The organism is Streptomyces sp. NPDC052020 (assembly GCF_040680575.1).
Lineage (GTDB): Bacteria > Actinomycetota > Actinomycetes > Streptomycetales > Streptomycetaceae > Streptomyces.
In genome coordinates this window covers 87,288-112,756 of sequence record NZ_JBFAWY010000007.1, presented here as the reverse complement: position 1 = coordinate 112,756, position 25,469 = coordinate 87,288, and the positions used below count along the sequence as shown (strand labels likewise).

Here is a 25,469-nt window from a genome sequence, read left to right as displayed (position 1 = left end):
TCGGCGGCATCCCCCGGGCCGCACGGGGCGCACGCCGGACTCCCTGCGAACGCGCCGCGGAGACCGGCGCCTACTCGACCCCGATGAGCAGCAGAGATCCCTGCCGGCCGCCCCGGTACACCACCGTGTCGACGGCCAGGTACGCCTCCCGGACCCGGGCTTCGAGGTGTCCGGCGACGGCCTCGGGGGCCTCGTCGCCCAGGACCAGGGTGACCAGTTCGCCCCCGGCGGCGAGCATGCGGTCGAGGACGGTCCGGGCGGTGGCGGTGACGTCCGACCCGATCACGGCGACATCGCCGTCGATCAGGCCGAGGACGTCCCCGGCCTGGCAGATGCCGGCCGTGGTCCAGGCCTCGCGTTCGGCGACGGTGACCTCGGCGTAGCGGGTGGCGCCGGCCGCCGAGGTCATCGCCACCACGTCCTCGTCGAAGCGCCGCCCTGGCTCGTGCACGGCGAGCGCCGCGATGCCCTGGACCGCGGAACGGGTCGGGATGAGGGCCACGCGGACGCCCGCCGCGCGGGCCTGCTCGGCCGCCGCGGCGGCGGTGTGCCGCAGCTCGGCGTCGTTGGGGAGCAGCACGACCTCGCGCGCGTGGGCCCGCCGTACCGCCTCCACCAGCTCCCCGCTCGCCGGCGGCTCCCCGGGGTGAGCCAGCACGGGGGTGGCCCCGGCCTCGGAGTACAGCCCGGCCAGCCCCTCGCCCGGCACCACGGCGACCACGGCGCGCTGGGCCCGCTCGGGGGGCGGCTGCCCGGCGCCCGCGGTGTGCGCGTCGCCCTGCCCGAAGTGGGTGATCCGGATGCGGTACGGCCGCCCGGCCTCCACGCCCGCCTCGACGGCGGCACCGGCGTCGTCGACGTGCACGTGGACGTTCCACAGCCCGTCTCCGCCGACCACCACGAGGGAGTCCCCGAGAGCGTCGAGCCGCTCCCGCAGCCGCGCGACGGCGTCGTCGCCGGCCTCCAGGAGGTAGACCACCTCGAAGGCCGGACCGGCGGCGGGAAGATCGCAAACGCCGGGAAGGCCGCTCGCCCCGGGGGCGTCGGCGGAGCCGTCCGGGTCGGCCTGCGCCGCGCACGCGCGGGCGTCTTCGAGCGGAGCGGCCGCCCCGCGCGCGTGAGCGCCTGCGGGCGGAACGCCCCCCGCGCGCGCGTGGGCGCCGCCGAGCGGGGCGGCCGGACGGAACGGGGCCGCCTCGGCCCCCGGCGCCTCGCCCGTCACCGCCTCCACCAGCGCGGCGAGCACCGACACGAGCCCGCGCCCGCCGGCGTCGACCACTCCGGCGCGGCGCAGCACCGGAAGCTGGCCGGGGGTCGCGGCCAGCGCCGCGCGGGCGCCCTCGTAGGCCGCGCGGGCCACGGCGCCGCAGTCGCCCTCCGCCCCGTCGGCCGCGTCCGCGGCGGCGGAGGCGACCGACAGGATGGTGCCCTCGACCGGGTGGGCCACGGCCCGGCGGGCGGAGTCGGCCGCGTGCCGCAGGGCGAGCCGCAGGTCGGTCCCGTCCGCGTGAGCGTCCTCGCCCCGGCCTGCGAACACCTGCGCCATGCCGCGCAGCAGCTGCGCCAGGATCGTCCCCGAGTTGCCGCGCGCGCCGATCAGCGCACCGTGGGCCATGGCCCGCGCCGCGTCGGCCAGCGACGGGCCGGCCGGCGTGCCCGAGCCGCCGGGGCCCGCACCGCACGCCTCGGCCCCACCGATACCGGGGGCGTCGCCGCGGCCGCCGCCCGCCTCGTGCGCGGCGAAGACCGCCTCCAGCGCGGCGGCGGCCGACTCGACGGTCAGATACAGGTTTGTCCCGGTGTCCCCGTCCGCGACGGGATAGACGTTGATCGCGTCGATCTCCTCGCGCGCCCGCCCCAGGGCACGCAGCGCCAGACCGCACCAGGAGCGCACCGCCAGAGCGTCGAAGAATCTCTGCGGCACCTGCGCCACCTGCGCCTCCCTGAGCTGCTGGACGTGGCACGCAGCGTAGACCCCGGGGCGCCGCCCACCGGAACGGGGCCGGGGCCCCGCCCCTGAGCTGCCATGGTAGTTTCGTTGTACGGGAGCAGCCGTTGTATGCTGCTCCGGTTGCCCGATCCGATCGGGCTAGTTCCCCTGGCAGCGCCACTCAGATCTCGGAACGCTCGCAAGAGCCTAAGATCTCGATCCCGGCATGCCGGGATTAACCGTAAGTGCATCTGAAGTCTTTGGAGTGACCCGTGGCTGCCAACTGCGACGTCTGCGGCAAGGGGCCGGGCTTCGGCAACAACATCTCGCACTCGCACCGCCGTACGTCCCGTCGCTGGAACCCGAACATCCAGCGTGTGCGTACCGTGGTCGGCGGGACGCCGAAGCGCGTGAACGCTTGCACCTCGTGCATCAAGGCCGGCAAGGTCTCGCGCTGACGCTCAGCAAGAGCGCGCGGCCACTGCTGGTTCGCTTGCACTGAGCCGGTCCACCAACGTGGGCCGGCTTTTTGCATGCCCGGAAACCGCCGTGCGGGCCGCCGGGACCGCTACCCGCGCACAACCATGCCCGCGGCCGTCCGCGGCTGCCGGAAGCCAGCGACGCCGCCCCGCTCCGCGAGGCGCTCACCCGGTGGCACGGCCCGGCCCGGCCCCGGCCGTCCTGCCGGGCACGCACCCGGGGGTGACACGGCTCACGGAGCCGCGGCCGGCCGCCGCGCGGGGCCGGATGGAGGCGGACCCGGCGCCCGGCGGCGGTCCGCGGCCCGTACCGGAACGGCGGCCGCCGCCGCCCGCGCCGCGCCCCCGCCGAGCGGAGGACCGCACGGGCGGCCGAGGCGGAACAGGCCCGCACCGGCGTCAGGCCGCGGGGCCACCCGGCCTGGTCATCCACCCGTGGTCCACCGGCCCGATGCCCGCGCCGAGCGGGAACCCGGCGGCGATCGCCCCGGTCACGTACTCCTTGGCCGTCGTCACCGCCTCCGGTACGGACCGCCCCTTGGCCAGCTCGGAGGCGATCGCCGAGGCGAGGGTGCAGCCCGTGCCGTGCGTGTGCCGGTTGTCGTGGCGGGGCGCCCGCAGCCAGTGCTCCTCGGAGCCGTCCGTGAGCAGGTCCACGGCCTCCCCGGGCAGGTGACCGCCCTTGATCAGCACCCAGCGCGGCCCGTACTCCAGTACGGCCGCGGCGGCCCGGCGCAGGTCGGGCTCGGACTCGACCCGGACACCGGTCAGTTGCGCGACCTCGTCCAGGTTCGGGGTGGCCACGGTGGCCGCCGGCAGCAGCTTGGTGCGTACGGAGTCCAGCGCGGAGACGGCCAGCAGCGCGTCGCCGTGCTTGGAGACGCCCACCGGGTCGACGACCGCGGGCGCGTCCGTGCCGGCGATCAACTCGGCGACCGTCTCGACCAGTTCCGCCGAGGCGAGCATGCCCGTCTTGACGGCCTGGACGCCGATGTCGCCGACGACGCTGCGGTACTGCGCCCGCACCGCCTCCACGGGCAGCTCCCAGGCGCCCTGCACACCGACGGAGTTCTGCGCGGTCACCGCGGTGACCACGCTCATCCCGTGCACGCCGAGCGCGAGCATCGTCTTCAGGTCGGCCTGGATGCCGGCGCCGCCGCCGGAGTCGGACCCCGCGACCGTCAGCACCCTCGGCAACGCGCTCATGACTCGATGTCCTCTCCGAAGTGGTCCCAGCCGCCCGTGCTGGTCCAGGGTGCCCCGTCGACGGTCACCTGGGGCAGCGCCGAGGGGTTGAGGACCTCGCCGATGACCTTCCAGCGGGCGGGCAGCTTCACGTCCGGCGGGAAGGTCGCCACGATCGCGTGGTCCTCTCCCCCGGTCAGCACCCACTGCATCGGGTCGACGCCGACGGCCTGCCCGATGTCGTTCATCTGAGTGGGGATGTCGATCTGCCCGGAGCGGATGTCGATGCGCACCTTGCTCGCCTCGGCGATGTGCCCGAGGTCGGCGATCAGCCCGTCGCTGACGTCGCACATCGCGGTGGCGCCGAGCCCGGCGGCGGCCGGGCCCGCGTGGTACGGCGGCTCCGGGCGGCGGTGGGCCTCCACGAAGGCGCGCGGCGAGCGGAAACCGCGGGAGAGCACGGCGTACCCGGCCGCGGACCAGCCCAGCCAGCCGGTCACCGCGACGAGATCGCCGGGCTGCGCGCCGCCCCGCGTCACCGGCTCCTGGCCGCGCAGATCACCGAGGGCGGTGATGGACACGGTGATGGTGTCGCCGCGCACCACGTCGCCGCCCACGACGGCGGCTCCGGCGACCTGGCACTCGTCGCGCAGCCCGTCCATCAGTTCGGTCGGCCAGGTCACCGGCAGGTCGGCCGGCACCACCAGGCCGAGCAGCAGGGCGGTGGGCACGGCGCCCATGGCGGCGATGTCGGCGAGGTTCTGCGCCGCCGCCTTGCGGCCCACGTCGTAGGCGGTGGACCAGTCACGGCGGAAGTGCCGGCCCTCCACCAGGATGTCGGTGCTGGCCACGACCCGGCGGTCGGGTGCGGCGACCACCGCTCCGTCGTCACCGGGGCCGATACGGACCGCCGGGGTCGTGGTGAGACGGGAGGTGAGCTCCCTGATGAGCCCGAACTCCCCGAGCTCACCAACAGTGCCCTTCATCGCCCTTGCTCCCCTTCTGTCCCTGTCCCTGTCCGTGCCCGGTCGCGCGTCATCTCTGTCCTCGTTACGGTCGAAGTACCGGCCGGCGTACCGTCCGGAGCGACGGTCCGTGCGAGGGCCCGTGCACCGGCCGGCGGCACGGCCGCGGCCACCGCCGCGACGGCCGGCGGGACCGCCGCGAGGGCCGCCCGGTCCGTCGACTCGTATCCTCCCCCTGCCCCGCCACGCCAGCCCCGCACCCCCCGGGTCTCCCCGTGACGAGCGGCGACGCGATACCGTAACGTTCCTTTCCCCCACATGATCCTCGTGGCCGCCCTGGAGGTTCCGTGGTACAGGCGTACATCCTGATCCAGACCGAGGTCGGCAAGGCGTCGACCGTCGCCGAGACGATCGGCAAGATCCCTGGGGTGATCCAGGCGGAAGACGTGACCGGGCCCTACGACGTCATCGTGCGCGCCCAGGCCGACACGGTCGACGAGCTGGGCCGCATGGTGGTCGCCAAGGTCCAGCAGGTGGACGGCATCACCCGTACCCTGACCTGCCCGGTCGTCCATCTGTAGCCCCCGTCTACCCTGTGCCGGGTGAACTCCTTCTCCCACCGGCACCGCTTCGTCCTCGCACCGCCCGCGCTCGCCCTGCTCCTCGCCGCGGCGGGCTGCTCCGGGGCGGACGGCAGCGTCTCGGCGGCGGTTCCCAGCCCCGGCGCGGACGCGACGCGACTGTGCCGGAACCTGGACAAGGAACTGCCCTCGAAGGCGGACGGTCTGAGCCGTGAGGACCCGGAGCCCCCGTCCGCCCTGACGGCGGGCTGGGGAAACCCGGTGATCATACTGCGCTGCGGTGTGCCGCGGCCCGCCGCGATGAGCGATCCGCAGGCCGACGGAGTGGAGGTGGACGGCGTCGGATGGCTGCTGCACAAGCGCGGGGACGGATCGTTCCGGTTCACCACCGCACTGCGCAGGGCCTATGTCGAGGTGACGATCCCCGAGGAGCGCGCGCGGGACGGCCTGGCCCCGCTGGTCGACCTGGCCCCGGCCGTGAAGAAGGCGATCCCCGAGGGGATCGCCGACTGATCGGTCACCCGGCCGGGACGCTCCTCAGCGCAGCCCCGTGGAGCGGCGCAGCGCCGCCTGCACCAGCCGGTCCACCAGCTCCGGATAGCCGACGCCGCTGGCCTGCCACATCTGCGGGTACATGGAGATCGGCGTGAAGCCGGGCATGGTGTTGATCTCGTTGATCACGAACTCCCCGTCCTCGGTGAGGAAGAAGTCCGCGCGCACCAGCCCCTCGCAGGAGGCCGCCTCGAACGCCTCCACCGCCAGCCGCCGCACCTCGGCCGTCTCCTCGGGCGTCAGCGGCGCGGGCACCACGCCGGGCGTGGAGTCGATGTACTTGGCCTCGAAGTCGTAGTACGCGTGCGTCTCGGGCGGCGGGATCTCGGCGGGTACGGAGGCCCGCGGGCCGTCCTCGAACTCCAGCACCCCGCACTCGATCTCACGTCCGCGCAGGGCCGCCTCCACGAGGATCTTCGGGTCGTGCCGCCGGGCCTCCTCGATCGCCTCGTCGAGTCCGGACAGGTCGTCGACCTTGGTGATGCCGATCGACGAGCCGGCGCGCGCGGGCTTCACGAACAGCGGCCAGCCGTGCTCGCCGGCGAAGTCGACGATCCTCTTGCGGGCGGCGGAGGCGTCCCGCTGCCACTCGCGCGGCCGGATCACCACGTACGGGCCCACCCTGAGCCCGAAGGAGGTGAACACCCGCTTCATGTACTCCTTGTCCTGGCCGACGGCCGAGGCGAGCACACCGGAGCCCACGTACGGCACACCGGCCAGCTCCAGCAGGCCCTGGAGGGTGCCGTCCTCGCCGTAGGGGCCGTGCAGCACCGGGAAGACCACGTCGACCTCGCCGAGGGCCTTGGGCACCGAGCCGGGCTCGCTGTAGACGACCTCGCGGCTGCCGGGGTCGACGGAGAGCACCACGCTGCCCTCGGCCGACTCGGTGAGGTCCTCGACGCTGGGCGTGCGCCGCTCGGTGATCGCCATGCGCTCGGGCTCGTCGGCGGTGAGCGCCCAGCGGCCCTCCCGGGTGATGCCGATCGGCAGGACGTCGTACTTGGTCCGGTCGATGGCCTTCAGGACGGCGCCGGCGGTGACCGCGGAGATCCCGTGCTCGGAGCTGCGCCCGCCGAACACGACGGCCACGCGCGGTTTCCGCGTCGGCCGCCCGGGGCTCTGGGGGAGGTTCTCGGTGCTCATATCGCGATGAGGGTACCCGCCCGTAGGGTCACGGCACAGCGTCGGCGGGGCCGCGTGGCGCGGCCGTCGCTCAGCGTCGTTCCGGCTTCGCGCTGCGCGACATCAGCTCCTCCAGCGCGACCACCGGCGGCTTGCCCTCGTGCACGATGCCGACGACCGTCTCGGTGATCGGCATGTCGACGCCGTGGCGCCGGGCCAGATCCAGCACCGACTGGCAGGACTTGACGCCCTCGGCGGTCTGCCTGGTGACCGCGATGGTCTCCTGGAGGGTCATGCCCTTGCCGAGGTTGGTGCCGAAGGTGTGGTTGCGGGACAGCGGCGAGGAGCAGGTCGCCACCAGGTCGCCCAGGCCCGCCAGTCCGGAGAAGGTGAGCGGATCGGCGCCCAGCGCGACCCCGAGGCGGGTGGTCTCGGCGAGGCCGCGGGTGATCAGCGAGCCCTTGGCGTTGTCGCCGAGGCCCATGCCGTCCGCGATGCCGACGGCCAGCCCGATCACGTTCTTGACCGCGCCGCCGAGTTCGCAGCCGACGACGTCGGTGTTGGTGTACGGGCGGAAGTACGGCGTGTGGCAGGCGGTCTGGAGCCGCCGGGCGACGGCCTCGTCGGTGCAGGCGACCACGGAGGCGGCCGGCCTGCGGGCGGCGATCTCCCGGGCGAGGTTGGGCCCGGAGACCACGGCGATCCGGTCCCGGCCGACCGCGGCGACGTCCTCGATGACCTCGCTCATCCGCATCGCGGAGCCGAGTTCGATGCCCTTCATCAGCGACACCAGCACGGTGCCGGGCGCCAGCAGCGGCGCCCAGGCGGCGAGGTTGCCGCGCAGGGTCTGGGAGGGGACCGCGAGGACGGTGAAGTCGGCGTCCCGCGCGGCCTCGGCGGCGTCGGTGGTGGCCCGCACGTTCTCGGGCAGTTCCACGCCGGGCAGGTAGTCGGGGTTGGCGCGGGTGGAGTTGACGGCCTCGGCGAGTCGGGCGCGGCGCCCCCACAGGGTGACCTCGCAGCCGGCGTCGGCGAGGACCATGCCGAAGGCGGTCCCCCACGATCCGGTGCCGAAGACGGCCGCCTTGACGGGTTCCCTCACGTGCCCTGCCCTTCCGCCTGCCTGCGCCCCCGCTTCTGCGCCTGCGTCCGGCGCCGCTGCTCGATCCGCTCGCGGCGCGGGTCGTAGGGGGTGTCGGGCGCCTTCTCGCCGCGGACCTCCTCCAGCTGGCGGGTGATGGCGGCCATGATGACCTCCGTCGCCTCCTTCAGGACGTCGGCGGTCATCTCCTTGCCGTAGAAGCGGGACAGGTCCACCGGCGGGCCCGCGAGCACACGGTGGGTCTTGCGCGGGAACAGGTCCGGCTTCTTCGCGTACGGCGGCAGCACTTCGTTGCAGCCCCACTGGGCGACGGGGATCACCGGGCAGCGGGTCTGCAGGGCGACGCGCGCGGCACCGGTCTTGCCCGTCATGGGCCAGCCGTCCGGGTCGCGGGTCAGGGTGCCCTCGGGGTAGAAGGCGACGCACTCGCCGCGCTCCACGGCGTCGATCGCGGCGCGGAAGGCGCTCAGCGCGTCCGTGCTCTCCCGGTAGACGGGGATCTGCCCGGTGCCGCGCATCGCGGCGCCGACGAATCCCTTCTTGAAAAGACCGCTCTTCGCCAGAAATCGCGGCACTCGTCCGGTGTTGTACTGGAAATGCGCATACGCGAAGGGGTCGATGTGCGAATTGTGGTTCACGACCGTGATAAATCCACCCTCGGCCGGAATGTGCTCCATTCCGCGCCAGTCCCGCTTGAGCAGAACCACCAGCGGCGGTTTGCAGATCACCGCGGCGAAGCGGTACCAGAAGCCGATTCTCCGGCGGGGCACGCGGACACCTTCCTCTAGGGCCTGGAACGGGGCCAGGGGAGCCGCACAAGTGTCGCCCCGGGCCGCCGGTCTGTCGAGAACACCGTACGCCCCGCCCCGGACACGGCCGGGTCCCCGGGGGGACAATGGTCACGACAAGAGAGGGACGGAACGCTCGTGCAGTGGACCTTGGTCGTACCCGTGAAGCCCCTGGCCCGGGCCAAGAGCAGGCTGTCGGACACCGCGGACGACGGGGTGCGGCCGGGGCTCGCGCTCGCCTTCGCGCTGGACACGGTGACGGCGGCGCTGGCCTGCCCGGCGGTGGCGGATGTGGCAGTCGTCACGGACGATCCGCGGGCCGGCCGGGAACTGGCCGCGCTGGGCGCCGCCATCGTCCGCGACGAACCCCGCGGGGGCCTGAACGCCGCCCTGGCCCACGCGGCGACGGTCGTGCGGTCCGCGCGTCCCGGGCGCCCGGTGGCCACGCTCAACGCCGATCTCCCGGCGCTGCGCCCCGCGGAATTGGCGCGTGTTCTCGGGGAGGCCGCACAATTCCCGCGCTCTTTTCTCGCCGATGCCGCCGCAATCGGCACGACCGTGCTGGCCGCCGCCCCGGGCCAGGCATTGCGGCCCGCTTTCGGCCCGGATTCCCGGGCCCGCCACCGCGCGTCCGGCGCGGCGGAACTCCGGCTGGACGCGGTGGATTCCGTACGGCAGGACGTCGACACCGGTGACGATCTGCGGGCGGCGCTGGCACTGGGCGTGGGCCCGCACACCGCCGCGGCGGCGGCGCTGCTGGCCGGGCGGGACCCCGTACCGGGGCAGTAGGCTGCCGTCATGCAGGCGACCGCATACACGTACGACCCGGACAGCCGCAGCGGGCAGGTGCTGCTCGACGACGGCACGCCCGTCCCCTTCGACGCGGCGGCGTTCGACGCGGGGGGCCTGCGGCTGCTGCGCCCCGGCCAGCGGGTGCGCATCGAGACCGAGGGCGAGGGCGAGGGGCGCCGGATCACGCTGGTGACCCTGCACACGTTCTGATCCCCGGGCCCCGAGGGGCTCCGGACAGGCCGCGGGCCGGACTCCGTGAGGGAGTCCGGCCCGGCGCGTGAGTGCCCTGGTCCCCTGCCGTCCGCTACTTCTTGCGGGCGGTGGTCTTCTTGGCGGTGGTCTTGCGCGCGGTCGACTTCTTGGCGGGGGCCTTCGTGGCCGTCGCCTTCTTCGCCGGAGCCTTCTTGGCGGCGGTCTTCTTCGCCGCGGTGGTCTTGGCGGCGGCCTTGGTGGCGGGGGCCTTCTTGGCGGCGGTCTGCTTCGCGGCGGCGGTGGTCTTCTTCGCCGCGCCCGTGGTCTTCTTCGCCGCGGCGGTGGTCTTCTTGGCCGTCGTCTTCTTGGCCGCGCCCGTGGTCTTCTTGGCGGCGGCCTTCTTGCCCGCGGCCTTGGAGATGGTGGGCGGGGGGCCGGAGAGGCTGCCCTTGGGGGCCTTCTTGACCGCGATGTCGTTCTTCGGGAGCTTCTTCGAGCCGCTGACCAGGTCCTTGAAGCCCTGACCCGCGCGGAAACGGGGAACGGAGGTCTTCTTGACCCGAACCCGCTCGCCCGTCTGGGGGTTACGGGCGTAGCGGGCCGGGCGGTCGACCTTCTCGAAGGAACCGAAGCCGGTGACCGAGACCCGGTCACCCGCGACCACCGCACGGACGATGGCGTCCAGTACCGCGTCGACGGCATCGGCAGCCTGCTGGCGGCCGCCCATCTTGTCGGCAATCGCTTCTACGAGCTGCGCCTTGTTCACGTCTTCCCCTTCGGAGACATCGCCGGAACGAAAGTGTTCCAGCTTTTTCGCACGTTAGGCAGATATATACCGCAAATCAAACACGAAACGGGCTTATCACCCTTGTGCCGCAACCGACTCGACTGTCCCGGCCTGTTCAGCGTTCCTCTTCGGGGAATCGCCCCGCGTCGAGGTCCGCGCTGAACCGCTCCAGGCGCCTTGCCGCACCGGCGAGATCATGTTTGGCCGCGGCCGTAATGACCAGCAGCTTCCGGGTCAGCGCCACCCGTACGCCCTCCGGGACTTGCAGTGCGCGCACCCTGGCGTGCGCTTCTTTGAGCTGGACCGCGACCGCCGTATAGAGCTCGAGTTGGCCGTCGTGTTCCATGCACAGATTGTGCCATCTGGGGCGAGTTGTCGCCTGCGCAGGGGGGCAACTGCCGCCCCTGGCGGCCTTCCGGGCGTTCGCCGAAGCCTCGGTCACCCGCCTCTCGTACCCCGGTAACACCCGCTTTAACGTGGGGCGTTGACGGTGCCGGCGACGGCGCGCGAGGCCGTCCGGGCCCAGACATGGCTGTACCCCCGATCGGACCGATCGGGGGTACAGCGGGGGTGTCGGCGTGGCCGAAAGTCGACCTTGCGCTCGGCCGGGGATCAGACCTGGAGCGTTCGGGGCTTGTACGCCGGGCGCTTCTCCTCGTACGCGGCGATGTCCGCTTCGTTCCGCAGGGTGATCGAGATGTCGTCGAGGCCGTTCAGCAGCCGCCAGCGGGAGTTCTCGTCCAGCTCGAAGGAGGCGGTGATGCCCTCGGCCCGCACCTCGCGCCCGACCAGGTCGACGGTGACCTCGGCGGTGGGGTCGGCTTCGGTCAGCTCCCACAGCGCGTCCACGATCTCCTGGTCGAGGACGACGGTGAGCAGGCCGTTCTTCAGCGAGTTGCCGCGGAAGATGTCGGCGAAGCGGGAGGAGATCACGGTCTTGAAGCCGTAGTTCTGGAGCGCCCAGACGGCGTGCTCACGGGAGGAGCCGGTACCGAAGTCGGGGCCGGCGACCAGGACCGTGGCGCCCTGCCGCTCGGGGCGGTTGAGCACGAACTCGGGGTCCTTGCGCCAGGCCTCGAACAGCCCGTCCTCGAACCCGTCGCGCGTGACCTTCTTGAGCCAGTGGGCGGGGATGATCTGGTCGGTGTCGACGTTGCTGCGGCGCAGCGGGACGGCCCGGCCGGTGTGGGTGGTGAAGGCTTCCATGGCTGATCAGACTCCAGCGGGCGTGGGGGCGTCGGCGGACAGGTCGGCCGGGGAGGCCAGGTGGCCCAGGACCGCCGTCGCGGCGGCGACCTGCGGCGACACCAGGTGGGTACGGCCGCCCTTGCCCTGCCGCCCCTCGAAGTTGCGGTTGGAGGTGGACGCGGAGCGCTCACCGGGGGCGAGCTGGTCGGGGTTCATGCCCAGGCACATCGAGCAGCCCGCGTGCCGCCACTCGGCGCCGGCCTCCTTGAAGACCACGTCCAGGCCCTCGGAGACGGCCTGGAGACCGACCCGCGCGGAGCCCGGGACGACCAGCATCCGTACGCCGTCGGCGACTTTGCGGCCCTTGAGGATGCCGGCGGCGGCGCGCAGGTCCTCGATGCGGCCGTTGGTGCAGGAGCCTACGAAGACGGTGTCCACCTTGATGGAGCGCAGCGGCTGCCCGGCCTCCAACCCCATGTACTCCAGGGCCTTTTCGGCGGCGAGGCGCTCCGAAGCGTCTTCGTACGAGGCCGGGTCGGGGACGGCCGCGGAAAGCGGCGCGCCCTGGCCCGGGTTGGTGCCCCAGGTGACGAACGGCGACAGCTCGGCGGCCTCGATGACCACCTCGGCGTCGAACTCGGCGTCGTCGTCGGTGCGCAGCGTCTTCCAGTACTCCACCGCCGCGTCCCAGTCCGCGCCCTCGGGGGCGTGCGGGCGGCCCTTGAGGTAGGCGAACGTGGTCTCGTCGGGGGCGATCATGCCCGCGCGGGCGCCGGCCTCGATCGACATGTTGCAGATGGTCATCCGGGCCTCCATCGAGAGCTTCTCGATGGCCTCGCCGCGGTACTCCAGGATGTAGCCCTGACCGCCGCCGGTACCGATCTTGGCGATGATCGCCAGGATGAGGTCCTTGGCGGTGACGCCGTCGGGCAGCTCGCCGTTGACCGTGATCGCCATGGTCTTGGGGCGGGCCATCGGCAGCGTCTGGGTGGCCAGCACGTGCTCGACCTGCGAGGTGCCGATGCCGAACGCCAGCGCGCCGAAGGCGCCGTGCGTGGAGGTGTGCGAGTCGCCGCAGACCACGGTGGTGCCGGGCTGGGTCAGGCCCAGCTGCGGACCGACGACGTGGACGACGCCCTGCTCGACGTCGCCCAGCGGGTGCAGCCGGACGCCGAACTCGGCGCAGTTCTTGCGCAGCGTCTCCAGCTGGGCCCGCGAGACCGGGTCGGCGATGGGCTTGTCGATGTCGAGGGTCGGGGTGTTGTGGTCCTCGGTGGCGATGGTGAGGTCGAGGCGGCGCACCGTCCGGCCGCTCTTGCGGAGGCCGTCGAAGGCCTGCGGGCTGGTCACCTCGTGCAGCAGGTGCAGATCGATGTAGAGGAGGTCGGGCTCGCCTTCGGCGCGCCGGACGACATGGTCGTCCCAGACCTTCTCCGCGAGTGTCCTACCCATCGCTTTCCCTCCGGCCGGCGAACGTGCGCCGACCCAACTAGAGATCTTGAGGAGGCGCTGCCCGCACCCCTGTTTTCCGGGCATCCGCCGTCAGGCCCGCACGTCCACGGGCCGCTGTGCCTTCGTGACATCCAGGGTGGCGTGTTCCACGGAAAATTGAACTTGCGTTTCACAGAGTGAGACGCAAGTATCGTTGCATGGACAACAGTAGCGGCGTCGGCGTTCTGGACAAGGCGGCACTCGTCCTGAGCGCTCTGGAGTCCGGTCCGGCCACCCTCGCGGGTCTGGTCGGAGCGACCGGACTGGCACGACCCACGGCCCACCGCCTGGCCGTGGCCCTGGAACACCACCGCATGGTGGCCCGCGACATGCAGGGCCGCTTCATCCTCGGCCCGCGCCTGGCCGAGCTGGCCGCGGCGGCGGGCGAGGACCGCCTCCTGGCGACCGCCGGCCCGGTGCTCACGCACCTCAGGGACGTGACGGGCGAGAGCGCGCAGCTCTATCGCCGCCAGGGCGACATGCGCATCTGCGTCGCCGCGGCGGAGCGCCTGTCGGGCCTCAGGGACACGGTCCCGGTCGGTTCCACCCTCACGATGAAGGCCGGTTCCTCGGCGCAGATCCTGCTCGCCTGGGAGGAGCCGGAGCGCCTGCACCGGGGCTTGCAGGGCGCCCGCTTCACGGCGACCGCCCTGTCGGGTGTGCGGCGCCGGGGCTGGGCCCAGTCGATCGGCGAGCGGGAGCCGGGCGTGGCGTCCGTCTCCGCGCCCGTGCGCGGCCCCTCCAACCGCGTGGTGGCCGCCGTCTCGGTCTCCGGGCCCATCGAGCGACTGACCCGCCACCCGGGCCGGATGCACGCCCAGGCGGTCATCGACGCCGCCGCCCGCCTCTCCGAGGCGCTGCGCCGCTCCGGCTGATCCCCGCGGACCGCCCACCGGGAGGGCCGGCCTCAACGCCGCGGCAGGCCCTCCCCGGCATCCGACCGCACCCGATCAGCCTTATCGCCCTGATCAGCCTCATCACCTGGATCGCTCTGATCACTCTGAACGCCCTGATCGAATCGACGGCTCCGTGCAGGGAGTTGGGGGGACGTGGCTGACGCCCGAGACGGACCGGCACCGGGTGCGCGCTGAAACGCCGATGGCCCCCCGCCGAAGCGGAGGGCCATCCTCTGTGTACCCCCGACCGGATTCGAACCGGCGCTACCGCCTTGAGAGGGCGGCGTGCTAGGCCGCTACACAACGGGGGCGTGGACTCTGCGTTTCCGCAGGTCCGAGCTGGTCTACCTGGACTCGAACCAAGACTAACTGAACCAGAATCAGTCGTGCTGCCAATTACACCATAGACCAAGGTGGTTTAGACCACTAGGGTCGTTCACCTTCAGTACCCCCGACCGGATTCGAACCGGCGCTACCGCCTTGAGAGGGCGGCGTGCTAGGCCGCTACACAACGGGGGCCCTAGCGATTCCGACATGATCCATGATCTGACCGGAACCAGTACCCCCGACCGGATTCGAACCGGCGCTACTGCCTTGAGAGGGCAGCGTGCTAGGCCGCTACACAACGGGGGCTTGCGGATGAGATCCGCGGGTGCAGATGAGCTCTGCGAGCTGGCCTACCTGGACTCGAACCAAGACTAACTGAACCAGAATCAGTCGTGCTGCCAATTACACCATAGGCCACTGGAACGCAAGCCCCGGAGGGGATTTTGTTCTAGTTTCGCGCTTCGGGGCTCCGGCCTTTCGGCCCGCTCCCCGCGGCGCAGAAAGAACATTACCCGAAGGTGGACGGGGCTCCAAAACGAGTATCCGGACCGAGGAGGGCGGGCAGTTCGGCGAGGGTGGCGATACGCCGCGGACCGGCGGGCGGCACGGCCGTCGCACAGGAGCCGCCGCGGTCGATCCACACCGACAGCAGCCCGGCGTCGGCGGCGCCGCGGCCGTCGATCTCCGGATGGTCGCCGACGTAGGCGACCTCGTGCGGGGCGAGGCCGAGGGCGTCGCAGGCGGCCAGGAAGGCACCGGCCTCGGGCTTGCAGACGCCCAGCTCGGCGGCGCACAAAATGGCCTCGAAACGGTTCCGGACGCCGAGCACGCGCAGCTTGTGGTCCTGGACGGTGAGGCTGGAGTTGGACAGCACCGCGTGGCGGTGGCTGGCGGCGAGGGCGTCGAGGACGGGCAGGACGTCGGGGAAGAGGGCCCAGGCGGCCTCGTAGTGCGCCAGGTAGCGCTCGAACCAGTCGTCGGCCTCGGCGTCGGTCAGGTCGCGGCCGAGGAAGACCCGGGTGCGGTCGCGGCGCTGTGTGACGAAGTCGACCTCGCCGGCCGCGAACCGCGCCCACTGGACCTCGGTGATCTCCCGCCAGCGCGCCAGGGCCCGCTCGGCGGATCCGTACCCGTCGAGCAGGCCCTCGGCCACGAGATGGGCGCGCATGCCCTCGCGGTCGGCGGTGGTGTAGTCGAAGAGGGTGTCGTCGACGTCCCAGACGACGGCTCTGATCGCCATGGTTCCGACGGTAGCGCCGGGCGGGCGGGTCCGGGCGGGAATCAGCCGCGACCGGCGGGCGGACGGATCAGGCGGTGGCCGCGGCGGGGGCCTGGGGCCCGGCGGACTCGGAGGGGTCCGGAGCGACGAAGAAGTCCGTGACGAAGCAGGTGATCTCGCCGGCCGCGGTGCGGCCTATCCAGGTCGGATAGGCGCCGTCGCCCCAGCCGGAGGTGAACGCGGCGACGGCGTGCCCCGTCTCCGGGGCGGTGATCAGGTGGGGGCCGGGCGCCCAGTCGCTGTTCTCGAAGGCGTCCCACAGGGGTCCCTCGTCGCCCTCGCACTCGGGGAAGGACTCCTCGGCCGCCGCGTCGTAGAAGCAGCCGGTGCCGGCGTCGACGCCGTAGCCGTAGAACTCGCCGTCGCCGAGTTCGGCCGGGTCCTGGCCGGGGAGCAGGGCGAGTTCCCAGGCGGCGGCGGGTTCGTCGCGGATGACCAGGCGGGCGGCGGCCACCCGCAGGTGGGGCTCGTCGGAGGGGGGCTCGCCGGGCTGGGTGAGGGTCGCTACGGCCGCCTCGACGCGGTAGCGGCCGGGCTCGACGGCGGCCGTGAAGGGCTCCGTCTCGCCCTGGCCGAGGCAGACGAAGGGGTCGCAGGCCACGACCCGCCCGGTGGGCAGCCAGAGCTCGCCCCCGGGTGCGACATGGATCACGCCCGTGGTTCCGGACTCGTACGTGAACGTGCTCCCGGGCGTGAACAGCCAGGTGTAGTCGGGGGCGGACATCGGCATGGAGGCGCCTTTCCGGGGTGGGGGCCGCGGCCGGCGCGGTCGCGGGCCTGCGGGCGGCGCCGGAACGCCGCGTGCCGGAACAGTAGCGCCCGGCACCGACAGCGGCCCCGGGGCGCCGGTACGGCCGAGGGGCGGCACCCGTACGAGCCGGGTGCCGCCCCTCACGCGCGCGTGGCGCCCCGTTACGCGGCGAGCTTCGCCAGCGCCGCGTCGATACGGGCCAGCGACTTCTCCTTGCCGAGGATCTCCAGCGACTCGAAGAGCGGCAGGCCGACCGTGCGGCCGGTGACGGCGACGCGGACCGGGGCCTGGGCCTTGCCGAGCTTGAGGCCGTGGGCCTCGCCGGCGGCCAGGACGGCCTCCTTCAGGGACTCCGGGGACGTCCAGTCGGCCGCCTCCAGCTTCTCCCGGGCCGTGCGCAGGAGCGCGTCCGAGCCCTCCTTCATCGCCTTGGTCCAGGACGCCTCGTCCCAGGCCGGCTCCGGCAGGAACAGGAAGTCGACGTTGTCGGTGATCTCGGAGAGGACCTTCAGGCGGGTCTGCGCGTGCGGGGCGATCGCCTGCCACTTGGCCTCGTCGAAGTCCTCCGGCGCCCAGGGGGCGAAGGGGGCCTTCAGCCACGGGCGGCAGCGCTCGGCGAAGTCCTTCGCCTCCAGCATGCGGATGTGGTCGCCGTTGATCGCCTCGCACTTCTTGAGGTCGAAGCGGGCCGGGTTGGGGTTGACGTCCTTGACGTCGAAGGCCGCGACCATCTCGTCGATCGTGAAGACGTCCTGGTCGGCCGAGAGGGACCAGCCGAGCAGGGAGAGGTAGTTGAGCAGGCCCTCGGGCAGGAAGCCGCGCTCGCGGTAGAGGTTCAGCGACGACTGCGGGTCGCGCTTGGAGAGCTTCTTGTTGCCCTCGCCCATCACGTACGGCAGGTGGCCGAACTCGGGGACGCGCTGGGCGATGCCCAGCTCGATCAGCGCCTTGTACAGGGCGATCTGGCGCGGGGTGGAGGAGAGCAGGTCCTCGCCGCGCAGGACGTGGGTGATCTCCATCAGCGCGTCGTCGACCGGGTTGACGAGCGTGTAGAGGGGGGCGCCGTTGGCGCGGACGATGCCGTAGTCCGGGACGTTCTCCGGGGTGAAGGTCAGCTCGCCGCGGACCAGGTCCGTGAAGGTGATCGTCTCGTCGGGCATCCGGAAGCGGACGATCGGCTCGCGGCCCTGCGCCTTGTACTCCTCGACCTGTGCGGCGCTCAGCTCGCGGCAGTGGCCGTCGTAGCCGGACGGCCGGCCGGCCGCGCGGGCGGCCTCGCGGCGGGTGTCCAGCTCCTCCTGGGAGCAGTAGCAGTGGTAGGCGTACCCGCCGTCCAGCAGCTTCCGGGCCACCTCCTGGTAGAGGTCCATGCGCTGCGACTGGCGGTAGGGCGCGTGCGGGCCGCCGACCTCGGGGCCCTCGTCCCAGTCGAAGCCGAGCCAGCGCATCGAGTCCAGGAGCTGGTGGTACGACTCCTCGGAGTCGCGGGCCGCGTCGGTGTCCTCGATGCGGAAGACCAGGGTGCCGCCGTGGTGCTTGGCGAACGCCCAGTTGAACAGGGCGGTGCGGACCAGGCCCACGTGGGGGTTACCGGTGGGCGAGGGACAGAAACGGACGCGTACGGAGCCGGGTGCGCTAGCCACGCTTGACAACCTTGTTGGTGAGAGTGCCGATGCCTTCGATGGTGACGGCGACCTCGTCGCCGACACTGAGGGGTCCGACGCCCGCGGGGGTGCCGGTGAGGATCACGTCGCCGGGGAGCAGCGTCATCGCCTCGGAGATGTTCACGATCAGGTCCGCGATCGGGTGGATCATCTCGCTGGTGCGGCCGAGCTGGCGCTGCTGCCCGTTGACCGTGAGCTGGATGGTCAGGTCGGACGCTGCGGCGAGGTCCAGGCCGGTCTCCACCCAGGGGCCGAGCGGGCAGGAGGTGTCGAAGCCCTTGGCCCGGGCCCACTGCTTCTCGCGCTTTTGCACATCGCGGGCGGTGACGTCGATCGCGCAGGTGTAGCCGAGGATCACGTCCTGGACGCGCTCGCGCGGCACCTCGCGGCACATGCGGCCGATGACGACGGCGAGCTCGGCCTCGTGGTGGAGTTCCCGCGAGAAGGAGGGGTACTGGATCTCGTCGCCGGGGCCGATGACGGAGGTCGACGGCTTGAAGAAGGCGAACGGGGCGTCGGGCACCTCGTTGCCCAGTTCCCGCGCGTGCTCGGCGTAGTTGCGGCCGAAGGCCACGACCTTGTTGGGGAGCACCGGCGGCAGCAGGCGTACCTTGCTCACGGGCACCTTGGTGCCGGAGAGCTCGAAGTCCGCGAACGGGATGCCCTTGATGATGTCGAGGACGAGCTCGTCCGGCTGGTCGCCCTCGACCGCGCCGAAGGCGACGTTCCCGTCGATGGAGAACCTGGCGATGCGCACGGGTTGCTTGGCCCCTTGACTGCTGGCTGGAGTCTGACGCTCCAGGCTAACGCGGCGGGAGCCGGGTGCCTCGCGCATTCCGGGCGGGTGCCTCGCGCGGTCGGGCCTCGCGGCTGCCGGATGCCCGGCGCGGACCGGGTCCGGACACGCGTCCGGCCGCCGGCGGGAGGCCGGCGGCCGGGGGTCCTGCGCGCGGTCCGCCGCGTACTACTCTGCCGCCGCGGCCGTGACCGGGACCTCGTTCAGCACGGTCCGCCTGGGGTTGGCGGTCTGGGCGGGGAGCTCGACGCGGTGCTCCGGACGCTCCGGCGTCCGCAGTTCGTCGGCGTCCTTCAGGTGCGCCAGCGTCGTGCGCCGCGGGTTGGCGATCTTGTGGAACATCATCGTCGTCTTCACGGTTGTACGAGACCCTGTCGTGTCCGGGCGCCGGGAGGGTCCGGGGACCCCCGCGCGAGCGCGGGTTGTCGGTTTTGCCATCTCTGTAAAGCGTCAGGCTAAACATGCGATTCCCGCACAAGGCAGAGTGGTCTCACGATCGGTATGTGAGTTTGCTCACTTAACCAGGGGCAAATCGGTCAATCCAGGCTCACATCCCACCGCAACGAAACGGACATTGGACCCCCGAAGCCCTCATTCCGCTCCTGATCATGGCGACTGGGACACCTCTCAAGCTTGGGCGAATCGAGCGCATATGCCCGATTTATGGAAGATCACTTTCTACGCGTGGTGACTCATCCCTCACCACCTGTCACGTACGTCACGGCGTGCCTCACGGGCCTTGTTGGAGATCCGGCACTGTGCTGGAATTCCACGGACCGCCGCAGGATCGAGCCGACGCACAGGGAGCGCAGACAAGCGCCGAGCGGCGGGCGAGAAGGGGGAACCAGCGCCGGTCACTCACGACCACCACGGGGGCGTAGTTCAGGGCGCCCCTATGACGCCGACACCGTGTCCTGCCGTTCGTGCGGCAGGGCGCCTGGTCCAGAGGTTGCGACGCTAGTGCAGGGACGTTTCAAGAGGGATGGCAGCGCTTCGGCGGAGCCGGAGCCGCACGGCGGGACTGGCCCCATGGCCGTCAGCTCCTCGCCCCAGCACGCCCGGAACCAGGGCACGCCCGCCGGCGACGGCGGCGAGCGCCCCGGACGTCACGGCGCGCCGGCTCCCTCCGGGCAGACGGGCCCGGCTCCGGCGGCCAAGCAGCCCAAGGGCCCGGTGGGCCCCGGCTCGCGCGTGGCCCTGCGCAACTGGCGTATCTCCACGCGCCTGGTCTCCCTGCTCGCGCTCCCGGTGGTCGCGGCCACCTCGCTCGGCGCGATGCGCATCAGCCAGTCCCTGGACGACATGCAGCAGCTCGACAACATGAAGCTGCTGACGGACATGACCAAGCAGGCCACCGAACTGGCCGCCGCGCTCCAGGAGGAGCGCGACCAGTCCGCCGGTCCGCTGGCGCACGGCTCCAAGGCCAGCGCGATCTCCATCAAGGGCGACCGGGAGAAGACCGACCGTGCCCTGAAGAACTTCCTCGAGAGCTCCGAGGAGATCGACAGCGCCAGCAAGGACGGCACCCTCCACGGCGTCCGCGACAGCCTCGTCGGTCTCGCGAGCGACCTGAACGACCTCAACAAGATCCGCAGCACCGCCTACGAGTCCAGGGAGAACTCGACCCGGACCGTCGACGCCTACCACCGCCTGATCTCCCACCTGCTCGACCTCTCGCAGGACATGGCGGAGGCCACCAGCAACCCGGAGATGATCCAGCGCACGCGCGCGCTGGCGGCCTTCTCGACCGCCAAGGAGTACGCCTCCGTGCAGCGCGCGGTCATCGCCGCGGCGCTGCCCGCCACCAACACCAAGGCCGGTGACCTCTCCGAGAACGACCGGCTCTACGCCGAGGCCGCCCTCCAGAGCCAGCGCTCGGAGCTGCGCAGCTTCACCAGCATCTACGGCGACGGGGCCGAGGAACTCCTCAAGCCCATCGACCAGGGCAACCCGACCATCGAGGCCACCGACAAGTACGCGGGCCGCGTGCTGGGCACCGACGGCGCCATCGAGGAGATCGAGAAGCGGTCCTACCAGGACTGGCTGGACGACAGCTCCACCAAGATCCAGCAGATGAAGAACATCGAGCACACGCTGCTGGAGGACATGGAGCAGAAGGCGCGTGAGCTGCGCAGCGAGTCGGAGCGCGAGGCGATCATCTCCGGTGCGCTGATCCTGCTCGTGCTCGGTGTGTCGCTGGTCGGCGCCTTCGTCATGGCCCGCAGCATGATCCGCTCGCTGCGCCGGCTGGAGGACACCGCCACCCGGGTCGCCCAGGACCGCCTGCCCGAGCTGGTCAAGCAGCTGTCGGAGTCCGACCCGCAGGACGTGGACACCTCCGTGGAGTCGGTCGGCCTGCACTCCCGGGACGAGATCGGCCGGGTGGCCGCGGCCTTCGACGACGTGCACCGCGAGGCGGTTCGCCTCGCCGCCGAGCAGGCCCTGCTGCGGGGCAACGTCAACGCGATGTTCACCAACCTCTCGCGCCGCTCCCAGGGTCTGATCCAGCGCCAGCTGTCGCTCATCTCCGAGCTGGAGTCCCGCGAGGCCGACCCGGACCAGCTCTCCTCGCTGTTCAAGCTGGACCACCTCGCGACGCGTATGCGCCGTAACGGCGAGAACCTCCTCGTCCTCGCCGGTGAGGAGCCGGGCCGCCGGTGGACCCGCCCGGTCCCGCTGGTCGACGTGCTGCGCGCCGCCGCGTCCGAGGTGGAGCAGTACGAGCGCATCGAGCTGTCCTCCGTGCCGGCCACCGAGGTCGCCGGCCGGGTCGTCAACGACCTCGTGCACCTGCTCGCCGAGCTGCTGGAGAACGCCACGTCGTTCTCCTCGCCGCAGACCAAGGTCAAGGTCACCGGTCACGCGCTGCCCGACGGCCGGGTCCTGATCGAGATCCACGACACCGGTATCGGCCTGTCGCCGGAAGACCTGGCGGCGATCAACGAGCGGCTCGCCTCGCCCCCGACGGTGGACGTCTCCGTCTCCCGCCGCATGGGTCTGTTCGTGGTCGGCCGGCTGTCGCAGCGGCACGGCATCCGCATCCAGCTGCGCCCGTCCGACTCCGGTGGTACGACCGCGCTGGTCATGCTGCCCGTCGACGTCGCCCAGGGCGGCAAGAAGCCCCAGCCCAAGCAGGGCCAGCCGGGCACCGGCGGCGGTCCGGCCGCCGCGCAGGCCGCGGCGGGTGCCGCGGCGGCCCGGCGGGCGGCGGCCGGCCCGGGCGGCGCTCGCGGGGCCGGTGGTCCCGGAGCCGGAGGCCCGGGCGGCGGCCGGCTCGGTGCCGGCCCGGGCGCGCGTGCCGCGCTGCCCCCGCGTGACGGCGGACGTCCGGGTCAGCCCGGAGCGCCGCGGGGCCCGCAGGGTCCGGCCGCCCCGCAGCAGGGCCGTCCGGCTCCCGCCGGGCCGGGTGCCGGTGCCGGTCAGGCCCCGGGCGCCCCGCAGGGTCTCCAGGCCGCGGGCCTGCACGCGCCGCAGCGCCCCGACGCCTTCGGCGGCCACGGCCCCTCCGCCGGCCCGGAGCAGCCCCGGCCGGGCGCGGCCCCCTCGCCGCGGCGCGGCAAGGGCGGCAACGACGCCGAGCGGGGCCCCCGTCCGCAGCTTCCGGCCCGCGGTGGCCCGCGGCCCGAGCTGCCCGGCGGCACCCCGCAGCCCCGCGTGCCCAGCTGGAGCGACGGCAACGCCCAGCCGCCGGTGCCGCGCGCCTCGCTGGACACCCCGCGCGGCCACGAGGAGCCGGACGTCTCCGCCACGGCCCGTATGCCGCGCGTCGACGACCGCCAGGGCCCCGGCGCCACCGCGGAGATCCCGGCGTTCCCGGGCACCGGCGACCGCCAGGGTCCCGGCGCCACCGCCGAGTCCGCCCGCCCCGACTTCGGTGCCCCGGCTCCCGGTGCCGCCGACGCGCGGAACACCGGCGCGTTCCCCCGGCCGGAGGCGCCCGCCGACCTGTTCGGCCGGAGCGGTGCCGCCGACGCGCGGAACGACGGCCAGTTCGTCCGCCCGGACGTCTTCGGCACGCCCGCCGGGCAGAACGACCCGTCGTCCGCGGGCCGGTTCGCCGCGCCGCAGGCGTACGACAACGGGTCCACGGGCCGGCACGCTCTGCCGGAGCGCCCGGATCCGTCCGCGGCCACGGGCCGGTTCGAGCGGCCCCAGGCCGACGGCGGGCGCGCGGAGTCCGGCTTCGACGCCCCGCAGGCGCGCCCCGTCCGCCAGGAGCCCGAGGCACTGCCCCCGGCCCCGGGTCCCGGCGACGGGCGTACACCGCTGTACGACACACTGGAGACCAACTGGTTCCGCGGTGAGCAGCGGCAGCAGGAGAGCGGCCCGGCGGCTTCCGAGCCGCAGCGGCCGCAGGCCCCCTCCCCCGCGCAGCCTGCCGCCTCCGCCACCTGGCGCAGCTCGCCGAACGACGAACTCGTCCGGCAGGCCGAGCGGGTGCGGCAGCCGGCCGCGGGCGGTGTCACCACCTCCGGCCTGCCGCGCCGGGTGCCCCGGGCCAACCTCGTGCCCGGCACGGCTCAGCAGCAGCCGCACCAGAGCGGTCCGCAGGTCTCGCGCGCGCCCGACGACGTGCGCGGCCGGCTGACCAATCTCCGTCGGGGTATCGCACAGGGCCGACAGGCGGGGGCTGCCCAGACCGGCAGTCACCCGCGGCCCACTCACCAGCAGGAGCGTTAGTTGAGCCCGATGAGCCAGGCGGCACAGAACCTGAACTGGTTGATCACGAATTTCGTGGACAACACCCCGGGGGTGTCCCACACGGTCGTGGTCTCCGCCGACGGACTCCTTCTGGCGATGTCCGAAGGCTTCCCGCGCGACCGCGCCGACCAGCTCGCCGCCGTCGCCTCCGGGCTGACCTCGCTGACGGCCGGGGCGTCCCGGATCTTCGAGGGCGGCCCCGTGGCGCAGACGGTGGTGGAGATGGAACGCGGGTTCCTCTTCCTGATGTCCGTCTCGGACGGCTCGTCTCTGGCCGTGCTCGCCCACTCGGAGTGCGACATCGGCCTCGTCGGCTACGAGATGACACTCCTCGTCGAGCGCGCGGGGGCGGTACTCACGCCCGACCTGCGCGCCGAACTGCAAGGCAGTCTGCTCCACTGACCGGCCCCGGCACCACCCACCTCACCAAATCACCGTCCGGCCGCCACAATCCCCCCACCGGCCCCGTCAGACGGCTTGACTGACCGACTTGCTGTCCCGCCCGGAGGATTCATGAACCCGCCCACCGCCTCTCATGATCCGTACGCGGAGCCGTACGAGGACGAGGGCGACCAGCCGCTGGTACGTCCGTACGCGATGACCGGCGGCCGGACCCGGCCCCGCTATCAGCTGGCCATCGAGGCGCTGATCAGCACGACGGCCGACCCGGCAGCGCTCATGGGGCTCCTTCCCGAGCACCAGCGGATCTGCCACCTGTGCCGCGAGGTGAAGTCGGTCGCCGAGGTGTCGGCGCTGCTGAACATGCCGCTGGGCGTGGCCAGGATCCTCGTCGCCGACCTCGCCGAGGCCGGGCTCGTCGCCATCCACCAGCCGGGCGGCGACGAGAACGCCGGCGGAGCGCCGGACGTGACACTGCTCGAAAGGGTGCTCAGTGGACTTCGCAAGCTCTGACGGGGGCCGGTCGACCACCTCCGCGAAGATCGTGGTGGCGGGCGGCTTCGGCGTGGGCAAGACCACGTTCGTCGGCGCCGTCTCGGAGATCGACCCGCTGCGCACGGAGGCCGTCATGACGTCCGCTTCGGCGGGCATCGACGACCTCACCCACACCGGGGACAAGACGACCACCACGGTCGCCATGGACTTCGGCCGCATCACCCTGGACCAGGACCTGATCCTGTACCTGTTCGGCACCCCCGGGCAGGACCGTTTCTGGTTCATGTGGGACGACCTCGTGCGCGGCGCCATCGGCGCGGTGGTCCTGGTCGACACGAGGAGGCTCGCCGACTGCTTCCCCGCCGTCGACTACTTCGAGAACAGCGGACTGCCGTTCGTCATCGCGCTCAACGGCTTCGACGGCCGGCAGCCGCACACGCCGGACGAGGTGCGCGAAGCGCTCCAGATCGGCCCCGACACCCCGATCATCACCACCGACGCCCGCCACCGCACCGACGCGAAGGGCGCGCTGATCACGCTCGTGGAGCACGCGCTGATGGCACGGCTGCGGTAGATCCTGCCGCTCGGACCACGTCGCGGACGCGGGATCCGGCGCCGCCGCCCTCCCGCGACCCGGCCCGGACGACCGTCCCTGACGGCCAAATCGGCGGCGGGTCGCGGCAGTTGTCCGGACGCCGGGAGCCGGCTGTGTCCTTTGACACGGTCGGCTCCGGGGTTCATAACGTTTCGGCAGAGGAATCGGGTGGTACAACCACGCGTCGCGCACATCTGGTCTCACTGTGCTCACGAACGCCCCGTCTTTTGACGGGGCTCGCTCTTTATGACCGTTTTATCGGGCGTTTGCCTCGCACGGAAACCCCTGCTTCCACTGTTTGGAAGAGCGCTGGTCGTCGTGCTGGAATGCCAGAACTGCCCCCTGGTCAAAGACGTACTCAGCCGTACTGCGTACTCGATGGCGTACCGGGCTCTGAGACACTGCGGCACAA

25 protein-coding genes and 5 tRNA genes are annotated in these 25,469 nt (G+C 72.4%); 10 read left to right on the top strand and 20 right to left on the bottom strand.

The features are described 5' to 3' along the window. Window positions 1-70: 70 nt before the first annotated feature. Complete coding sequence (locus tag AB0L74_RS09370; protein WP_365647780.1) at window positions 71-1,933, bottom strand: DAK2 domain-containing protein; 1,863 nt, start codon at window positions 1,931-1,933, stop codon at window positions 71-73. 269 nt (window positions 1,934-2,202) lie between these two features. Here AB0L74_RS09370 and rpmB point away from each other — a divergent pair, with 269 nt between their 5' ends. Further along, the gene (rpmB, locus tag AB0L74_RS09365) at window positions 2,203-2,388 is read left to right on the top strand and encodes a 50S ribosomal protein L28 (RefSeq protein ID WP_003993230.1); all 186 of its coding nucleotides are present in this window, start codon (window positions 2,203-2,205) and stop codon (window positions 2,386-2,388) included. Window positions 2,389-2,808: 420 nt separating this feature from the next. Here rpmB and thiD read toward each other — a convergent pair whose 3' ends face one another. Both thiD and AB0L74_RS09355 read right to left on the bottom strand, forming a co-directional pair. Next, a complete protein-coding gene (gene thiD, locus AB0L74_RS09360) occupies window positions 2,809-3,615 on the bottom strand; it encodes a bifunctional hydroxymethylpyrimidine kinase/phosphomethylpyrimidine kinase (RefSeq protein ID WP_365647777.1) in 807 nt (268 codons plus the stop codon). After that, the gene (locus tag AB0L74_RS09355; RefSeq protein WP_365647774.1) at window positions 3,612-4,580 is read right to left on the bottom strand and encodes a thiamine-phosphate kinase; all 969 of its coding nucleotides are present in this window, start codon (window positions 4,578-4,580) and stop codon (window positions 3,612-3,614) included. The genes thiD and AB0L74_RS09355 overlap by 4 nt, the downstream gene beginning before the upstream one ends. 326 nt (window positions 4,581-4,906) lie before the next feature. Here AB0L74_RS09355 and AB0L74_RS09350 point away from each other — a divergent pair, with 326 nt between their 5' ends. Both AB0L74_RS09350 and AB0L74_RS09345 read left to right on the top strand, forming a co-directional pair. Then, window positions 4,907-5,140 carry an Lrp/AsnC ligand binding domain-containing protein gene (locus AB0L74_RS09350; protein WP_037625030.1) on the top strand — a complete coding sequence of 78 codons (234 nt, stop codon included), beginning with the start codon at window positions 4,907-4,909 and terminating at the stop codon, window positions 5,138-5,140. 21 nt (window positions 5,141-5,161) lie between these two features. After that, entirely contained in the window at window positions 5,162-5,653 is a 492-nt protein-coding gene (locus AB0L74_RS09345) for a DUF3515 domain-containing protein (protein WP_365647771.1), read from the top strand. 24 nt (window positions 5,654-5,677) lie between these two features. Here AB0L74_RS09345 and AB0L74_RS09340 read toward each other — a convergent pair whose 3' ends face one another. From AB0L74_RS09340 to AB0L74_RS09330, 3 genes are all read right to left on the bottom strand, one after another. After that, window positions 5,678-6,835 (bottom strand): D-alanine--D-alanine ligase family protein, encoded by a 1,158-nt coding sequence (locus AB0L74_RS09340; protein ID WP_365647768.1) that lies wholly within the window; start codon window positions 6,833-6,835, stop codon window positions 5,678-5,680. A gap of 70 nt (window positions 6,836-6,905) precedes the next feature. Continuing rightward, complete coding sequence (locus tag AB0L74_RS09335) at window positions 6,906-7,916, bottom strand: NAD(P)H-dependent glycerol-3-phosphate dehydrogenase (protein ID WP_365647765.1); 1,011 nt, start codon at window positions 7,914-7,916, stop codon at window positions 6,906-6,908. Beyond that, a complete protein-coding gene (locus AB0L74_RS09330) occupies window positions 7,913-8,686 on the bottom strand; it encodes a lysophospholipid acyltransferase family protein (protein WP_365647762.1) in 774 nt (257 codons plus the stop codon). Before AB0L74_RS09330 ends, AB0L74_RS09335 begins: the two co-directional genes overlap by 4 nt. Before the next feature lie 156 nt (window positions 8,687-8,842). Here AB0L74_RS09330 and cofC point away from each other — a divergent pair, with 156 nt between their 5' ends. After that, entirely contained in the window at window positions 8,843-9,493 is a 651-nt protein-coding gene (gene cofC, locus AB0L74_RS09325) for a 2-phospho-L-lactate guanylyltransferase (RefSeq protein WP_365647759.1), read from the top strand. 9 nt (window positions 9,494-9,502) lie between these two features. After that, window positions 9,503-9,706, top strand: coding sequence for a hypothetical protein (locus AB0L74_RS09320; RefSeq protein WP_365647757.1), 204 nt, complete (start codon window positions 9,503-9,505; stop codon window positions 9,704-9,706). Between the two features lie 94 nt (window positions 9,707-9,800). On the opposite strand, the gene AB0L74_RS09315 is transcribed toward AB0L74_RS09320, so the two are convergent. The 4 genes from AB0L74_RS09315 to leuC form a co-directional block, all read right to left on the bottom strand. Further along, window positions 9,801-10,454, bottom strand: a complete 654-nt coding sequence (locus AB0L74_RS09315; protein WP_365647754.1) for an HU family DNA-binding protein — start codon at window positions 10,452-10,454, stop codon at window positions 9,801-9,803. A gap of 136 nt (window positions 10,455-10,590) precedes the next feature. Then, the gene (locus tag AB0L74_RS09310) at window positions 10,591-10,821 is read right to left on the bottom strand and encodes a hypothetical protein (protein ID WP_365647751.1); all 231 of its coding nucleotides are present in this window, start codon (window positions 10,819-10,821) and stop codon (window positions 10,591-10,593) included. A 266-nt stretch (window positions 10,822-11,087) separates the two neighbouring features. Then, window positions 11,088-11,681, bottom strand: a complete 594-nt coding sequence (gene leuD, locus AB0L74_RS09305) for a 3-isopropylmalate dehydratase small subunit (RefSeq protein ID WP_365647748.1) — start codon at window positions 11,679-11,681, stop codon at window positions 11,088-11,090. A 6-nt stretch (window positions 11,682-11,687) separates the two neighbouring features. Further along, a complete protein-coding gene (gene leuC / locus AB0L74_RS09300) occupies window positions 11,688-13,115 on the bottom strand; it encodes a 3-isopropylmalate dehydratase large subunit (protein ID WP_365647745.1) in 1,428 nt (475 codons plus the stop codon). Between the two features lie 197 nt (window positions 13,116-13,312). Here leuC and ndgR point away from each other — a divergent pair, with 197 nt between their 5' ends. Continuing rightward, entirely contained in the window at window positions 13,313-14,029 is a 717-nt protein-coding gene (gene ndgR, locus AB0L74_RS09295) for an IclR family transcriptional regulator NdgR (RefSeq protein ID WP_023546516.1), read from the top strand. A gap of 259 nt (window positions 14,030-14,288) precedes the next feature. Here ndgR and AB0L74_RS09290 read toward each other — a convergent pair. The 10 genes from AB0L74_RS09290 to AB0L74_RS09245 form a co-directional block, all read right to left on the bottom strand. Next, window positions 14,289-14,361, bottom strand: a tRNA-Glu gene (locus tag AB0L74_RS09290). A 28-nt stretch (window positions 14,362-14,389) separates the two neighbouring features. Continuing rightward, a tRNA-Gln gene (locus AB0L74_RS09285) sits at window positions 14,390-14,461 on the bottom strand. A 35-nt stretch (window positions 14,462-14,496) separates the two neighbouring features. Beyond that, window positions 14,497-14,569: transfer RNA gene (locus AB0L74_RS09280), tRNA-Glu, on the bottom strand. A 41-nt stretch (window positions 14,570-14,610) separates the two neighbouring features. Beyond that, window positions 14,611-14,683, bottom strand: a tRNA-Glu gene (locus tag AB0L74_RS09275). A gap of 39 nt (window positions 14,684-14,722) precedes the next feature. Beyond that, window positions 14,723-14,794: transfer RNA gene (locus AB0L74_RS09270), tRNA-Gln, on the bottom strand. A gap of 91 nt (window positions 14,795-14,885) precedes the next feature. Beyond that, a complete protein-coding gene (locus AB0L74_RS09265) occupies window positions 14,886-15,617 on the bottom strand; it encodes an HAD family hydrolase (RefSeq protein WP_365647742.1) in 732 nt (243 codons plus the stop codon). A 67-nt stretch (window positions 15,618-15,684) separates the two neighbouring features. Beyond that, window positions 15,685-16,386: a DUF4241 domain-containing protein gene (locus AB0L74_RS09260; RefSeq protein ID WP_365647739.1), complete on the bottom strand. Its 702-nt coding sequence runs from the start codon at window positions 16,384-16,386 to the stop codon at window positions 15,685-15,687. Between the two features lie 182 nt (window positions 16,387-16,568). Next, window positions 16,569-18,050: a glutamate--tRNA ligase gene (gltX, locus tag AB0L74_RS09255; protein ID WP_365647736.1), complete on the bottom strand. Its 1,482-nt coding sequence runs from the start codon at window positions 18,048-18,050 to the stop codon at window positions 16,569-16,571. Next, the gene (locus AB0L74_RS09250) at window positions 18,043-18,828 is read right to left on the bottom strand and encodes a fumarylacetoacetate hydrolase family protein (RefSeq protein ID WP_365647733.1); all 786 of its coding nucleotides are present in this window, start codon (window positions 18,826-18,828) and stop codon (window positions 18,043-18,045) included. The genes gltX and AB0L74_RS09250 overlap by 8 nt, the downstream gene beginning before the upstream one ends. 207 nt (window positions 18,829-19,035) lie before the next feature. Next, entirely contained in the window at window positions 19,036-19,224 is a 189-nt protein-coding gene (locus tag AB0L74_RS09245) for a hypothetical protein (protein WP_365647730.1), read from the bottom strand. Between the two features lie 603 nt (window positions 19,225-19,827). Between AB0L74_RS09245 and AB0L74_RS09240 the strand changes: the two genes are divergently transcribed. From AB0L74_RS09240 to AB0L74_RS09225, 4 genes are all read left to right on the top strand, one after another. Further along, entirely contained in the window at window positions 19,828-23,547 is a 3,720-nt protein-coding gene (locus AB0L74_RS09240) for a nitrate- and nitrite sensing domain-containing protein (RefSeq protein ID WP_365647728.1), read from the top strand. Between the two features lie 9 nt (window positions 23,548-23,556). Beyond that, on the top strand, window positions 23,557-23,970 hold the full coding sequence (locus AB0L74_RS09235) for a roadblock/LC7 domain-containing protein (protein ID WP_029385892.1): 414 nt from the start codon (window positions 23,557-23,559) through the stop codon (window positions 23,968-23,970). Window positions 23,971-24,081: 111 nt separating this feature from the next. Then, window positions 24,082-24,480 (top strand): DUF742 domain-containing protein, encoded by a 399-nt coding sequence (locus AB0L74_RS09230; RefSeq protein WP_029385893.1) that lies wholly within the window; start codon window positions 24,082-24,084, stop codon window positions 24,478-24,480. Further along, window positions 24,461-25,036, top strand: a complete 576-nt coding sequence (locus AB0L74_RS09225) for an ATP/GTP-binding protein (RefSeq protein WP_365647725.1) — start codon at window positions 24,461-24,463, stop codon at window positions 25,034-25,036. The genes AB0L74_RS09230 and AB0L74_RS09225 overlap by 20 nt, the downstream gene beginning before the upstream one ends. Window positions 25,037-25,469 lie beyond the last annotated feature (433 nt).